Consider the following 12,865-nt stretch of genomic DNA (forward strand, 5'->3'; position numbering starts at 1 on the left):
TGCCGGCCGCCTGCTGGTCGTTCGACGCGTTCGTCAGGACAAGAACGACAGCCCCACCTCACCGCTGTCGGCGCACACAGTGGATGCGCCCCGCGTGCGGCCGCGGGCGGGCCCCGCGCGACGAGGGAGCCGATGAACCTGCCGACACCGGGCCCGCCCGAACCGCCCCGGCCCGGGCCTCCCACCCCGCACTCCCCCTCACACCACTCACACCCCTGACCCCAGACACAAGGAACAGGACAGCGCATGCGTATCGGAATCCTCGGCCTCGGCCGCATCGGCGCCTTCCACGCCGAGACCCTCGCCGGACTCGACGCCGTCGGGTCGCTGGTCGTCGCCGACCCCTTCGCGGCCGCCGCGAAGGCCGCCGCCGAGCGGTTCGGCGCCGAGGTCGCGGACTCGCCCGAGGCGGTACTCGGCGCGGGGGTGGACGGTGTGGTGGTCGCGGCGGCGACCGACGCCCACCCCGGTCTGATCCTGGCCGCCGTGGAGGCCGGTGTGCCGGTCTTCTGCGAGAAGCCCGTCGCCCGCACCATGACGGAGGGCGTCGAGGTGCTCAAGGCGCTCGCCGGCCGCGACGTACCGGTCCAGATCGGCTACAACCGGCGCTTCGACGCCGGCTTCGCCGCCGCGCGGGCCGCCGTGCGCGGCGGTGAGCTGGGCACGCTGCACACCGTACGGTCGACGACGCTGGACCCGGCGCCGCCGCCCGCCGCGTACGTCGCCGCCTCCGGGGGCATCTTCCGGGACTGCTCGGTGCACGACTTCGACATCATCCGCTGGGTGACCGGCCGGGAGGTGCGCGAGGTGTACGCCGTCGGGGGCAACCGCGGCGCGGACTTCATCCGGGAGGCGGGCGACGCGGACACCACCGGGGCGGTCCTCACGCTCGACGACGGCACCCTCGCGGTGGTCTCCAACAGCCGCCACAACGGGCGCGGTTACGACGTGCGCATGGAGATCCACGGCTTCGACGACTCGATCGCCGTCGGTCTGGAGGACAAGCTGCCGCTGCGTTCGGTGGAGCCCGGGGCGAGCTTCCCGGCCGGTACTCCGCACGACTTCTTCATGGACCGTTTCGCCGCCGCCTACCGCGCCGAGCTGACCGCGTTCACCGAGGTCGTCGCCGGTACCCGCACCTCGCCCTGCACGATCGAGGACGCGCTGGAGGCCGGCTGGATCGCCGAGGCGTGCACGCTGTCGCTGCACGAGCACCGTCCGGTGACGGTCGCGGAGGTGCGGCGGGGCTGAGCGGCACGCACCGGGCCGGGGCTGAGCGGCACGCACCGGGCCCACGGGCGAGCCGGCGGGCGGCGTGCGGCGGAGCGGTGCGGACGGCTCGCCCGGGGGTGTCAGCCCGTCGGCTCGCTGATGTTCACCATCCACGGGACGCCGAACCGGTCCGTGCACATGCCGAAGACGTCGCCCCACATCTGCTTCTCCAGGGGCACGGCGACGGTGCCGCCGGCGGACAGCTTCTCCCAGTAGCCGCGCAGCCGGTCCGCGTCGTCGCCGCTGAGACTCACCGAGAAGTTGCTCCCCGGCCGGTACTCCATCCCGGGCGGGGTGTCCGAGGCCATCAGGGTGAAGCCGTCGGGCGTCTCCAGCATGGCGTGCATGATCTGGTCGGTGTACTCGCCGTCCGGCATGCCGGACTCGCCGAAGGTGTTCAGCGACAGCGTGCCGCCGAAGACCTGCTCGTAGAACTCCATCGCCTGGCGGGCGTCGCCGTCGAAGCCGAGGTACGGGTTGAGACGCGCGGTCATGGGGTGCCTCCCGGAACGGGACTGGTGTGCTTGCCGGTGCTGCGCACGCTAGCGCGCGGCACCGGCGACGGCCCGCCGGGCGGCGCACTCGCGGGACGCCCGCACGCCGGCACGCCCGTCCGTCCGCCCGTCCGCTCACCCGTCCAAGCGTCCGCCGGCGCGGGACGGCTCAGGCGCCGCAGGAGCGCAGGAACTTCCGGGTGCGCACCGCGATGGGCAGCGGCTTGTCCGGCTCGCAGGGGTACATGTCCTGCTCGACGATGGCGAAGAGGTCCACGCCGAGTTCCTGGGCGGCCGTGAGCACCGGGCCGAGCTCCGGCACGCCGCCCGGCGGCTCGCACATCACGCCGCGCTGCACGGCCGGCCCGAAGGGCACGCCGCCCTCGCGGACCCCGGCGAGGATCTCCGGGTCGACCTGCTTGAGGTGGAGGTAGCCGATGCGCTCGCCGTAGGTCTCGATCAGCTTGACGCTGTCACCGCCGCAGTAGGCGTAGTGACCGGTGTCCAGGCAGAGGCTGACGAGGTCGGAGTCGGTGGCGTCGAGGAAGCGCTCGACGTGCTCCTCGGTGTCGATGTGGGTGTCGGCGTGCGGGTGGACGACGATGTCCAGGCCGTAGCTCTCCCGCACCTCGCGGCCGAGGCGTTCCATGCCGCCGGTGAGGTGGGTCCACTGCTCGCCCGTCAGCTCGGGCGGCTCCAGGATCTCGGCGGTCTTGTCGTCGCGCCAGAAGGACGGGATGACGACGAGGTGCTTCGCGTCCATGGCCTGCGTCAGGGCGGCGACGCGGCCGACCTGTTCCCAGGTGGCGTCCCACTCGGAGGGGCCTCGGTGCAGCCCGCAGAAGATGGTGCCCGCCGAGACCCTCAGGCCGCGCCGGGTCACCTCGTCGGTGAGCCGGGCCGGGTCGGTGGGGAGGTAGCCGTAGGGGCCCAGCTCGATCCACTCGTAGCCGGCCTCGGTGACCTCGTCCAGGAACCGTTCCCAGGGGACCTGCCGGGGGTCGTCGGGGAACCAGACGCCCCAGGAGTCGGGAGCCGAGCCGACGCGGATGCGGTCGAGGGCTGAGGGCATGCTCAGGCCTTCCCTTCGGCGGTACCGGTTGCGGTGCTGTCGGTCGTGTCGGTGCTGTCTGTGCTGTCTGTCCTGCCGGCCGTGTCGCTCCCGTCGGCCGTGTCGCTCCCGTCGGCCGTGTCGCTCCCGTCGGCCGTGTCGCTCCCGTCGGCCGTGTCGCTCCCGTCGGCCGTGTCGGTGCCGTGGGCGCCGTGGGTCCTGTGGGCACTGTCCGGCGCCGGGACGCGCGCCGCATCCGGAGCGCCGTCCGGGAGGGCGTCCACGTCGACCCCGCCGACCTGGGCCAGCTCGTGCTTGAGGGCGGCGAGTTCGGCGCCGCCCGCCATGTGGTTGGTGAGTTCCTCCAGCGTGATGTCGGGACGGGCGGCGCTGAGTTCCAGGGTGCCGAGCCGCAGCACGCTGAAGTGGTCGCCGACCATGTAGGCGTGGTGGGGGTTGTGGGTGATGAAGACGACGCCGAGGCCGCGTTCGCGGGCGGCCGCGATGTACTTGAGCACCACGCCGGACTGCTTGACGCCGAGGGCGGCGGTGGGCTCGTCGAGGATGAGGACGCGGGCCCCGAAGTAGACGGCGCGGGCGATGGCGACGGACTGGCGCTGGCCGCCGGAGAGGGTGCCGATGGGCTGTTCGAGGTCGTCCAGGACGATGCCCATGTTGCGCAGCTCCTCGTCGGCGGTCCGCTTCATGCGGGCGATGTCGAGGCGGCGCACGGGCCAGGGGCCCTTGGTCATCTCGGAGCCGAGGAAGAAGTTCCGCCACACCGGCATCAGCGGCACGGTGGCGAGGTCCTGGTAGACCGTGGCGATGCCGCGGGCGAGGGCGTCGCGCGGGGTGGCGAAGCGCACGGCCTCGCCGTCGACGAGGAACTCGCCCTCGGTGTGCTGGTGCAGCCCGGAGATGATCTTGATGAGGGTGGACTTGCCGGCACCGTTGTCACCGAGTACGCAGGTCACCCGGCCGGGGTGGACGGCGAGGTCGACGCCGTGCAGGGCGCGGATGTTGCCGTAGGCCTTGCCGGCGCGGCGCAGTTCCACGAGCGGGCGGCCCTGCTCGGGTGCGGGGTCGGCGAGGACGGCGCCGTGGGTGCCGGGGGCTGCGGGGGTCTTGCTGGTCATTTCCGATCACCTCCGGGTCGCGGCGCGGCGGACGTACAGGTTGATGAGGACGGCGCCGAGGAGCATCACGCCGAGGAAGGCCTTGAACCAGTCCGGGTTCCAGCCCGCGAAGACGATGCCCTGGTTCACCATGCCGAACATGAAGGCGCCGAAGACCGGACCGATGGCGGAGCCGTAGCCGCCGGTGAGCAGGCAGCCGCCGATGACGGCCGCGGCGATGTAGATCAGCTCCTGGCCGACGCCCTCGCCGGACTGCACGGTGTTGAAGGAGAACAGCTGGTGCATGCCGACGAACCAGGCGCCGAAGCCGACCAGCATGAACAGCGTGATCTTGGTGAAGGTGACCGGCACGCCGACCGCGCGGGCGGACTCCTGGCTGCCGCCGACGGCGAAGATCCAGTTGCCGTACTTGGTGCGCAGCAGCACCCAGGTGGCCAGGGCCGCGAAGACCAGCCACCACACCACGGTGATCTTCACCTGGACGCCGCCGACGTCGAAGGACGAGGCGAACAGGGCCTTGGCCTGGTCGAAGCCGTCCATGTCGCTGATGTCGTCGGTGGCGACGTTGCCGGTGACCAGCTTGGTCACGGCGAGGTTGACGCCCTGGAGGACCAGGAAGGTGGCGAGTGTGACCAGGAAGCTCGGCAGGCCGGTCTTCATCAGCACCCAGCCGTTGAAGGCGCCGACGGCGAGCGAGGCCACGAGGGCGACGATCACGCCCATCCAGACGTTCATGGTCAGCTGGTAGCTGAGCATGCCCGCGGTGAGCGCCGAGGTGACCACGGCGACACCGGCGGACAGGTCGAACTCGCCGCCGATCATGAGCAGGGCGACGGGCAGGGCCATGATGCCGATGGTGGACGACTGGTACAGCACCGTCGCCATGGAGGCGCCGTCACGGAGCGTGGGGGCGGCGACCAGGAAGAAGACGAAGACGGCGACGGCGCCGAGGAAGACCCCGACCTCGGGCCGGGCGAGCAGCCGCAGCGCCACGGGGCGTTCACGGGTCCGGCCGTCGGCTTCCTCGGGGCCGGGGGCCGGCGGTGCGGCCACCGCCGGCTCAGCCTGTGGGGCCACGCTCATCACCGGGTGCCCTTCGAGGCGAACTCGGCGACCGCCTTCACGTTGGACTTGTCGACGAAGGCCGGGCCGGTCAGCACCGGCTGCTCACCGCCGCCGCTGTAGTTGCCGTTGTTCTTGTAGAGCCACAGGCCGTCGACCGCGAGGTAGCCCTGGAGGTAGGGCTGCTGGTCCACGGCGAACTCGATGTCGTCCTTCTCGATGGCGCCGGTGAGCTCCTTGTTCAGGTCGAAGGTGGCGACCTTGGCCTTGCTGCCGGACTCGTCCACCGACTGCACGGCCGTCATGGCGAACGGAGCGCCCAGCGTGACGACGTGGTCGATGCCGGAGTCCTGCTGCAGCTTGGCCGTCACCGTCGACTTCACCGAGGGCTGGTCGGCGCCGTTGACGAAGAGGTTCTCCACCGAGCCCTCGAACGTCTTCTTCAGGCCGTCGCAGCGCTGGGTCAGGCCGACGTTGCCCTGTTCGTGGATCACGCAGAGGGCCTTCTTGGCACCCACCTCGTTCAGCTTCTTGCCGAACGCCTCGCCCGCCACGCTCTCGTCCTGCCCGAAGAACTCCATCAGGCCGAGCTTCTTCCAGTCCGCCAGACCGGAGTTGAGCCCGACCACGGGTATGCCGGCCTTCTCCGCCTTGGCGAGGACGCTGCGCAGGGCGTCCGGCTTGGCGAGCGTGACGGCGATGCCGTCGACCTTCTGGTCGATCGCGTTCTGCACCAGGTTGGCCTGGCTGCCCGCGTTCGGGTCGGCGGAGTAGACGAGCTTGACGTTGTCCTTGTCGGCGGCGGCCTGGGCACCCTTGCGGACGATGTCCCAGAAGGTGTCGCCGGGCGCCTGATGGGTGACCAGGGCGACGGTCATACGGGGGGTGTTCGCCTTGCCCGCGGAGGCACCCGAGTCGCCCTCCTCGTCGGCCTTCTTCCCCCCGGAACTGCTGGAACAGCCGGCGAGGGTCAGGGCCGCGGCGGCGGCGAGGGCCACGGCAGGGGCGAATCTGCGGGAGCGGGCGTGCGAAGAGCGGTCCATCTTTTCCTGCACCTCACTGTGCGACTGTGCGACGGGAGAGCCGTGTGCCAGACCCGAGTGCCAGACCCGAGAAGAATGGCTGTTGCTGCGCTGGGACCGGATACAAGTCCTTGAGGCGCCCACTGTCAATACTTTGTCAAGACATCCTTTCACTCGCAGGTCCGAATGTAAGTACAAAGTATTGACAGCGTCGTCCAGGAGTCATACACCTGGGAGGCGGCAGGCCCCCGCCCAGCCCGAGGAGCGTCGCACATGGCAGAGTCAGTCCCGCGTTTCGATCTGATCACGATGGGCCGCATCGGGGTCGATCTCTATCCTCTGCAGACGGGCGTACCCCTGGCGGAGGTTGAGACCTTCGGCAAGTTTCTCGGCGGTTCGGCCTCCAACGTGGCGGTCGCCGCCGCCCGGCTCGGCCGTGCCGTGGCCGTCATCACCCGCACCGGCGACGACCCGTTCGGCGGCTATCTGCACCGCGCGCTGAAGGAGTTCGGCGTCGACGACCGCTGGGTCACCCCGGTCGCCGCGTACCCGACCCCCGTGACGTTCTGCGAGGTCTTCCCGCCGGACGACTTCCCGTTGTACTTCTACCGCCGTCCCAAGGCACCGGACCTGGAGATCCATCCCGAGGAGCTGGACCTGGACGCGATCCGCGCGGCCTCCGTCTTCTGGATGACGGGCACCGGACTGAGCGAGGAGCCGAGCCGTACGGCGACGCTGACCGCCCTCGCCCACCGCGCGAAGTCCGGCACCACCGTCTTCGACCTGGACTGGCGCCCCATGTTCTGGACCGACCCGGACCGGGCCCGCCCGCACTACGCCGAGGCGCTCCGGCACGCCACCGTCGCGGTCGGCAACCTGGACGAGTGCGAGATCGCCACGGGCGTGCGCGAACCCCGGGCCTGCGCCGAGGCGCTGCTGGCGGCCGGGGTGGAACTGGCCGTCGTCAAGCAGGGGCCCGAGGGCGTCCTCGCCGTGCACCGCGACGGCCGGTCCGCCCAGGTGCCGCCGGTGCCGGTCGAGGTGGTCAACGGCCTCGGCGCGGGCGACGCGTTCGGCGGCTCCCTGGTCCACGGTCTGCTCTCCGGCTGGGAGCTGGAGCGGACCATGCGGTACGCCAACGCGGCCGGCGCCCTCGTCGCATCCCGCCTCGCCTGCTCCTCCGCGATGCCCACCGAGGCGGAGGTCGACGACCTCCTCGCGCGAGCCACACCCTGAACGGAGTCCCGTCTTGTCCCTGACCATCTCCAGCATCCCGGACCTCACCGCGGTCAGAGCCCGGCATCCGGAGGCGATCGCCGAGGCCGCGGCGCGCCGGGAGCGCCGCCCGCTGATCGGCGACTCCGGCCGTCTGATGATCGTCGCCGCCGACCATCCGGCGCGCGGCGCGCTCGGCGTGGGCGACCGCCGGCTCGCCATGGCCAACCGGGCCGACCTGCTGGAGCGCCTGTGCACCGCGCTGTCCCGGCCCGGCGTCGACGGGGTGCTCGCCACCGCCGACGTGCTGGAGGACCTGCTGCTGCTGGGGGTGCTGGAGAACAAGGTCGTCATGGGATCGATGAACCGGGGCGGTCTCGCGGGCGCCGCCTTCGAGATGGACGACCGCTTCACCGGTCACCGCGCCGAGGACATCGCCCGGCTGCGTTTCGACGCGGGCAAGCTGCTGCTGCGCATCGACTACGACGACCCGGGCTCGCTGGCCACCATGGAGGCCAGCGCCCGCGCGGTGGACGCCATGGCGTCGCGCGGACTGCCCCTGTTCGTAGAGCCGTTCATCTCCCGTCGGATCGAGGGGCGGGTCCGCAACGACCTGTCCGCCGAGGCCGTCACCCGCTCCGTCGCCATCGCCTCGGGTCTCGGCGGCACCTCGGCCTACACCTGGCTGAAACTGCCCGTCACCCACGACCCGGACGACATGGCCGAGGTCCTGGAGACGTCCACGCTCCCCGTGGTCCTGCTCGGCGGCGACATAGGGGGCTCCGCCGCGGACCAGGCCGCGGCCTACGAACGCTGGCGCAAGGCACTGAGGCTGCCCACCGTGCAGGGCATGGTCGTGGGCCGCTCGCTGCTCTACCCGGCCGAGGGCGGCGTGGAGCAGGCGGTGGACACGGCCGTCGGACTGCTGTGAACGAGGAGAGGCGGAGGAGCGGACGATGACGTATCACCTTCCCGCGGGCAAGGCGGCGGACGGCCCGTACGCCGTGGACGTGACGCCCGAGAGCGCCGGGTGGGGCCACAGCGCTCTGCGCGTGGTGAACCTGGCGCCCGGCGGCAGCCACACCTTCGACAGCGGCGGGAGCGAGTGGATCGTCCTGCCGCTGAGCGGCGGCTGCGCGGTCGAGGCCGCCGACGACTTCGGCGCGCAGACCTTCGAACTCATCGGCCGTGACAGCGTGTTCACCGGTGTGAGCGACTTCGTGTACGTCCCGCGCGGGGCCCGTGCGACGGTGACCTCCGCCGGCGGCGGCCGGTTCGCCCTGACCGGCGCCCGCTGCACCCGCCGCCTGCCCGCCCGGTACGTCCCGGCGTCCTCGGTGCCGGTCGAGCTGCGCGGCACCGGGAGCTGCTCGCGGCAGGTCAACAACTTCGGCGCGGCCGGGGTGTTCGAATGCGACCGGCTCATCGCGGTCGAGGTGCTCACCCCGGGCGGCAACTGGTCGTCCTTCCCCCCGCACAAGCACGACGAGCACCGCCCCGGCGAGGAATCGGTGCTGGAGGAGATCTACTACTTCGAGTTCGCACCCCACGACGGCACCCCGGGGCTTGGCTACCAGCGCGTCTCCCCCTCCGGACGGGGACGGGGCACGGACGTGCTCGCCGAGGTCCGCGACGGGGACGTGGTGCTGATCCCCGACGGCTGGCACGGGCCGTCGATGGCGGTCCCCGGACACCACATGTACTACCTCAACGTCATGGCCGGTCCGGAGCCCGAGCGCGCCTGGCTGATCCGCGACCACCCCGACCACGCCTGGGTCCGGGACACCTGGCCCGCGCAGCCGGTCGACCCCCGGCTCCCCCTCTACACCGCACCGGAGAGGTCCGCATGAGCGCCGCCGCCACCCGCCGACTGACCACCGCCCAGGCCCTGGTGCGCTTCCTGGCCGCCCAGTACACCGAACGCGACGGCGTGCGCCGCCGCCTGATCACCGGCACCTGGGGCATCTTCGGCCACGGCAACGTGGCCGGCCTCGGCCAGGCGCTGGTCGAGTACCGGGAGGCGATGCCCTACCACCAGGGCCGCAACGAACAGGCCATGGTGCACGCGGCCGTCGGCCACGCCCGCCAGCTCAACCGCCTGTCCGCGCAGGCCGTGACGACGTCCATCGGTCCCGGCGCCACCAACCTGGTCACCGGCGCCGCCCTGGCCACGATCAACCGCCTGCCGGTCCTGCTGCTGCCCGGCGACGGCTTCGCCTCGCACGCCGCCGACCCGCTGCTCCAGCAACTGGAGCACCCGGTGGAGGCCGACGTCTCCGTCAACGACGCCCTGCGGCCCGTGTCCCGGTACTTCGACCGCGTCACCCGGCCCGAGGCGCTCCTGGCGTCCGCGCTGCGGGCGGTACGCGTCCTGACCGACCCGGCGGAGACCGGCGCGGTCACCCTCGCGCTCCCGCAGGACGTGCAGGCCGAGGCGTACGACTGGCCGGAGGAGTTCTTCGCCGACCGGGTGTGGCGGGTACGGCGCCCCGCGCCCGACCCCGCGGAACTGGCCGAGGCGGTCCGGGCGGTCCGCGCCGCCGCGCGCCCGCTGATCGTCGCGGGCGGCGGCATCCACCACAGCGAGGCCGAGCAGGCCCTGAAAACCCTGGTGGACGCCACCGGCATCCCCGTCGCCTCCACCCAGGCCGGCAAGGGCGCCCTGCGCCACGACCACCCGGCCGACCTCGGCGGCATCGGCCACACCGGCACCGCGGTGAGCGACGCCCTCGCCCGCACCGCCGACCTGGTCATCGGCGTCGGCACCCGCTACTCGGACTTCACCACCGCGTCCGGGACCCTCTTCCAGCGCCCGGACGTGCGCTTCCTGAACCTCAACATCACCGCCTTCGACGCCCACAAGCTCGCCGCCGGCACCCTGGTGTGCGACGCGCGGGCCGGCCTCACCGCACTGGCCCGGGCGCTGTCGGGGCACCGCGTGGACCCGGCGTACGAGGCGGAGTACCGCACCGGCAAGGCCCGTTGGGACGAGGTGGTCGAGGGGGCGTTCGGCGCGGACGACGACAGCGCGGTGCCGACCCAGACGCAGGTGCTGGGCGCGCTGGACGCGGTCGTCGGCGACGAGGACGTGGTGATCAACGCGGCCGGTTCGCTCCCCGGCGACCTGCACAAGCTGTGGCGGGCCCGTTCCCCGCGCCAGTACCACCTGGAGTACGGCTACTCCTGCATGGGCTACGAGATCCCGGCCGCGATCGGCGTCCAGCAGGCCGCGCCCGGCGCCCCCGTGTGGGCCCTGGTCGGCGACGGCACGTACCTGATGAACCCGACCGAGATCGTCACTGCCGTCCAGGAGAACCTGCCGGTCAAGCTGGTCCTGGTGCAGAACCACGGGTACGCGTCCATCGGCGGCCTGTCCGAGTCGGTGGGCGCCGAGCGCTTCGGCACCGACTACCGCCACCGCGCCGCCGACGGCTCCTTCACCGGCGATCCGCTCCCCGTCGACCTCGCCGCCAACGCGGCCAGCCTCGGCATGCACGTCCTGCGCGCCAAGACGGTGCGGGAGCTGCGCGAGGCGCTGACCACCGCCCGCGCGGCGACCCGCCCGACGTGCGTGTACGTCGAGACGGCACCCGCGCGGGAGCCGGTGCCGGCCCAGGCGTGGTGGGACGTGCCGGTGGCCGAGGTGTCCGAGCGTGCGGCCGCGACCGAGGCGCGGGCGGCCTACGAGCGCGCGGTGGCCGACCGCCGCCACCACCTCTGACCCCGCGCTCCACCGCCCGACGGCCAGTCACCTACGCAGGGAGGCACGACCATGGCGAAGACCGGTGGCCCCGCACGTGCCGTGACCGCCCCCGCGACCGGCGCCCTGGACCTCACCCTGGACCGGAGGAGTCCGGTACCGCTCTACTACCAGCTCGCCCGGCAGCTGGAGGCGGCGATAGCACACGGTGCCCTCGCGCCGGGAGACCTGCTGGGCAACGAGGTCGACCTGTCGGTCCGCCTCGGCCTGTCCCGGCCGACCGTCCGGCAGGCCATCCAGTCGCTGGTCGACAAGGGACTCCTGGTCAGGCGGCGCGGGGTCGGCACCCAGGTGGTGCACAGCCAGGTCAGGCGCCCGCTGGAGCTGAGCAGTCTCTACGACGATCTGGAGGCCGCCGGGCAGGGTCCCGGCACCCGGGTGGTGCGCAACGAGGGTGTCCCGGCCACCGCCGAGGTCGCCGCGGCGCTCGGCGTCGCGGAGGGCACCGAGGTCACCGTCCTGGAGCGGCTGCGCCTCACCCACGGCCAGCCGGTGGCGGTGCTCTGCAACCACCTCCCGGCGGGCCTGCTGGACCTCGACGACGCCCGCCTGGAGTCGACCGGCCTCTACCGGATGATGCGCACGTCCGGCATCACCCTGCACAGCGCCCGCCAGACCGTCGGCGCCCGCATCGCCACCCGTGAGGAGGCCGGGCGCCTCGGCGAGCGGGAGGGCGCCGCGCTGCTGACGATGCGGCGCACCGCGTACGACGACACCGGCCGGCCGGTCGAGTTCGGGACGCACGTGTACCGCGCGTCCCGGTACGCCTTCGACTTCCAGCTCCTGGTCAGAGGCTGACCGCAGGGCGGACGGGGCTCAGTGGGCCGAGTCCAGGCGGACGCGCTGCTCCTCGGTCAGTTCCAGGTCCACGGCCGCCAGGTTCTCCTCCAGCTGCGCCACCGAGGAGGCGCCGGCCAGCGGCACGATCGGCAGTTCCGCGCCGATCTGCCAGGCGAGGACGACCTGGTTGACCGTGGCCCCGGTCTCCCCCGCGACGTCCCGCAGCACCGCGAGCCGGGCCGGGGTGCCCGGGTGGTCGTAGTCGGGGGGCAGCGGCTTGTCCGCGCGGACGTAGGCGCCGGCCAGCAGGGGCGAGTAGGCGACCAGCGTCAGGTCCGGCTCGGCCCGCAGGTAGCCGAGGAGTTCGGCGCCGGCGTGACCGACGCTGCCGTACCGGGAGAACTCGCTGGGCAGGTCGAAGCGGGGCCGCAGGTGGCTGTGCTGGTACTGCAGCACCTCGTAGCCGGGCAGGCCGGCCGCGGCGGCCAGGGCGCGGGCCCGCTCGACGCGCCACACCGCCTGGTTGCTGACGCCCAGCAGCCCGACCGTGCCCTCCGCGACCAGTGCGCCGAACCCCTCGACGGTCTCGCGCTGCTCCACGGTGAAGTCGTCGATGTGCGCGTAGAGCAGGTCCAGTTTCTCCACGCCGAGCCGTTCCCGGCTGCGGTCGGCGGCCTCGCGGATCACCTTGGCCGACAGACCCTCGGGGTTGTCGGTGTAGCCGGTGCCCGGCGCCAGCGGGCGCGCGCCGAGCTTGGTGGCGATGACGACCTCGTCGCCGATCCCGCGGCTGCGCCGCCAGCGGCCGAGGAGTTCCTCGCTCTGGCCGCCCTGGCCGCCGTCGGTCCAGAAGGCGTAGTTGTCGGACGTGTCGATGAAGTTCCCGCCGGCCTCCACATAGCGGTCGAGGACGGCGAACGAGGTCTTCTCGTCGGTCTGCGAGCCGAACAGCATCGCGCCGAGCGCCAGCACACTCACCTCGCGGCGGTGCGCCGGATCGGTGCCGATGGTGCGGTACTTCATGATGTTCCTCCCCATGCGCACCCGGTCGTCCGGGCACGGGAGGGAGTCTG

12 protein-coding genes are annotated in these 12,865 nt (G+C 72.4%); 6 read left to right on the plus strand and 6 right to left on the minus strand.

The window, feature by feature from the left end:
* The first annotated feature begins 246 nt into the window (after nt 1-246).
* A complete protein-coding gene (locus EV562_RS03765; protein WP_133885175.1) occupies nt 247-1,251 on the plus strand; it encodes a Gfo/Idh/MocA family oxidoreductase in 1,005 nt (334 codons plus the stop codon).
* A 101-nt stretch (nt 1,252-1,352) separates the two neighbouring features.
* Here the strand turns inward: EV562_RS03765 and EV562_RS03770 are convergent, their stop codons facing one another.
* The 5 genes from EV562_RS03770 to EV562_RS03790 form a co-directional block, all read right to left on the minus strand.
* Nucleotides 1,353-1,766, minus strand: a complete 414-nt coding sequence (locus EV562_RS03770; protein WP_133885176.1) for a VOC family protein — start codon at nt 1,764-1,766, stop codon at nt 1,353-1,355.
* 169 nt (nt 1,767-1,935) lie between these two features.
* Complete coding sequence (locus EV562_RS03775) at nt 1,936-2,838, minus strand: sugar phosphate isomerase/epimerase (RefSeq protein WP_133885177.1); 903 nt, start codon at nt 2,836-2,838, stop codon at nt 1,936-1,938.
* 2 nt (nt 2,839-2,840) lie between these two features.
* Complete coding sequence (locus EV562_RS03780) at nt 2,841-3,953, minus strand: ATP-binding cassette domain-containing protein (protein WP_243859957.1); 1,113 nt, start codon at nt 3,951-3,953, stop codon at nt 2,841-2,843.
* Between the two features lie 6 nt (nt 3,954-3,959).
* Nucleotides 3,960-5,036 carry an ABC transporter permease gene (locus tag EV562_RS03785; protein WP_166661544.1) on the minus strand — a complete coding sequence of 359 codons (1,077 nt, stop codon included), beginning with the start codon at nt 5,034-5,036 and terminating at the stop codon, nt 3,960-3,962.
* On the minus strand, nt 5,036-6,058 hold the full coding sequence (locus tag EV562_RS03790) for a sugar ABC transporter substrate-binding protein (protein WP_133885179.1): 1,023 nt from the start codon (nt 6,056-6,058) through the stop codon (nt 5,036-5,038). Before EV562_RS03790 ends, EV562_RS03785 begins: the two co-directional genes overlap by 1 nt.
* A 252-nt stretch (nt 6,059-6,310) precedes the next feature.
* Here EV562_RS03790 and iolC point away from each other — a divergent pair, with 252 nt between their 5' ends.
* The 5 genes from iolC to EV562_RS03815 are packed head-to-tail and all read left to right on the plus strand — an operon-like array spanning nt 6,311 to nt 11,810.
* Nucleotides 6,311-7,273 carry a 5-dehydro-2-deoxygluconokinase gene (gene iolC, locus EV562_RS03795; RefSeq protein ID WP_133885180.1) on the plus strand — a complete coding sequence of 321 codons (963 nt, stop codon included), beginning with the start codon at nt 6,311-6,313 and terminating at the stop codon, nt 7,271-7,273.
* A gap of 13 nt (nt 7,274-7,286) precedes the next feature.
* Nucleotides 7,287-8,183 (plus strand): deoxyribose-phosphate aldolase, encoded by an 897-nt coding sequence (locus EV562_RS03800; RefSeq protein ID WP_133885181.1) that lies wholly within the window; start codon nt 7,287-7,289, stop codon nt 8,181-8,183.
* Nucleotides 8,184-8,208: 25 nt separating this feature from the next.
* The gene (gene iolB / locus EV562_RS03805; protein WP_133885182.1) at nt 8,209-9,102 is read left to right on the plus strand and encodes a 5-deoxy-glucuronate isomerase; all 894 of its coding nucleotides are present in this window, start codon (nt 8,209-8,211) and stop codon (nt 9,100-9,102) included.
* Complete coding sequence (iolD, locus tag EV562_RS03810; protein ID WP_133885183.1) at nt 9,099-10,973, plus strand: 3D-(3,5/4)-trihydroxycyclohexane-1,2-dione acylhydrolase (decyclizing); 1,875 nt, start codon at nt 9,099-9,101, stop codon at nt 10,971-10,973. Before iolB ends, iolD begins: the two co-directional genes overlap by 4 nt.
* Before the next feature lie 51 nt (nt 10,974-11,024).
* A complete protein-coding gene (locus tag EV562_RS03815; RefSeq protein ID WP_133885184.1) occupies nt 11,025-11,810 on the plus strand; it encodes a GntR family transcriptional regulator in 786 nt (261 codons plus the stop codon).
* A gap of 18 nt (nt 11,811-11,828) precedes the next feature.
* On the opposite strand, the gene EV562_RS03820 is transcribed toward EV562_RS03815, so the two are convergent.
* Nucleotides 11,829-12,815, minus strand: a complete 987-nt coding sequence (locus tag EV562_RS03820) for an aldo/keto reductase (RefSeq protein WP_133885185.1) — start codon at nt 12,813-12,815, stop codon at nt 11,829-11,831.
* Nucleotides 12,816-12,865: the final 50 nt, after the last annotated feature.

Origin of the sequence: Streptomyces sp. BK208 (assembly GCF_004364245.1) — a bacterium.
Classification (GTDB): domain Bacteria; phylum Actinomycetota; class Actinomycetes; order Streptomycetales; family Streptomycetaceae; genus Streptomyces.

Excerpts from the sequence above, each read along its gene's own strand:
- EV562_RS03765 (WP_133885175.1), top strand. The coding sequence starts at position 247 with ATGCGTATCGGAATCCTCGGCCTCGGCCGCATCGGCGCCTTCCACGCC.
- EV562_RS03770 (WP_133885176.1), bottom strand. The coding sequence starts at position 1,766 with ATGACCGCGCGTCTCAACCCGTACCTCGGCTTCGACGGCGACGCCCGC.
- EV562_RS03775 (WP_133885177.1), bottom strand. The coding sequence starts at position 2,838 with ATGCCCTCAGCCCTCGACCGCATCCGCGTCGGCTCGGCTCCCGACTCC.
- EV562_RS03780 (WP_243859957.1), bottom strand. The coding sequence starts at position 3,953 with ATGACCAGCAAGACCCCCGCAGCCCCCGGCACCCACGGCGCCGTCCTC.
- EV562_RS03785 (WP_166661544.1), bottom strand. The coding sequence starts at position 5,036 with ATGAGCGTGGCCCCACAGGCTGAGCCGGCGGTGGCCGCACCGCCGGCC.
- EV562_RS03790 (WP_133885179.1), bottom strand. The coding sequence starts at position 6,058 with ATGGACCGCTCTTCGCACGCCCGCTCCCGCAGATTCGCCCCTGCCGTG.
- iolC (WP_133885180.1), top strand. The coding sequence starts at position 6,311 with ATGGCAGAGTCAGTCCCGCGTTTCGATCTGATCACGATGGGCCGCATC.
- iolB (WP_133885182.1), top strand. The coding sequence starts at position 8,209 with ATGACGTATCACCTTCCCGCGGGCAAGGCGGCGGACGGCCCGTACGCC.
- iolD (WP_133885183.1), top strand. The coding sequence starts at position 9,099 with ATGAGCGCCGCCGCCACCCGCCGACTGACCACCGCCCAGGCCCTGGTG.
- EV562_RS03815 (WP_133885184.1), top strand. The coding sequence starts at position 11,025 with ATGGCGAAGACCGGTGGCCCCGCACGTGCCGTGACCGCCCCCGCGACC.
- EV562_RS03820 (WP_133885185.1), bottom strand. The coding sequence starts at position 12,815 with ATGAAGTACCGCACCATCGGCACCGATCCGGCGCACCGCCGCGAGGTG.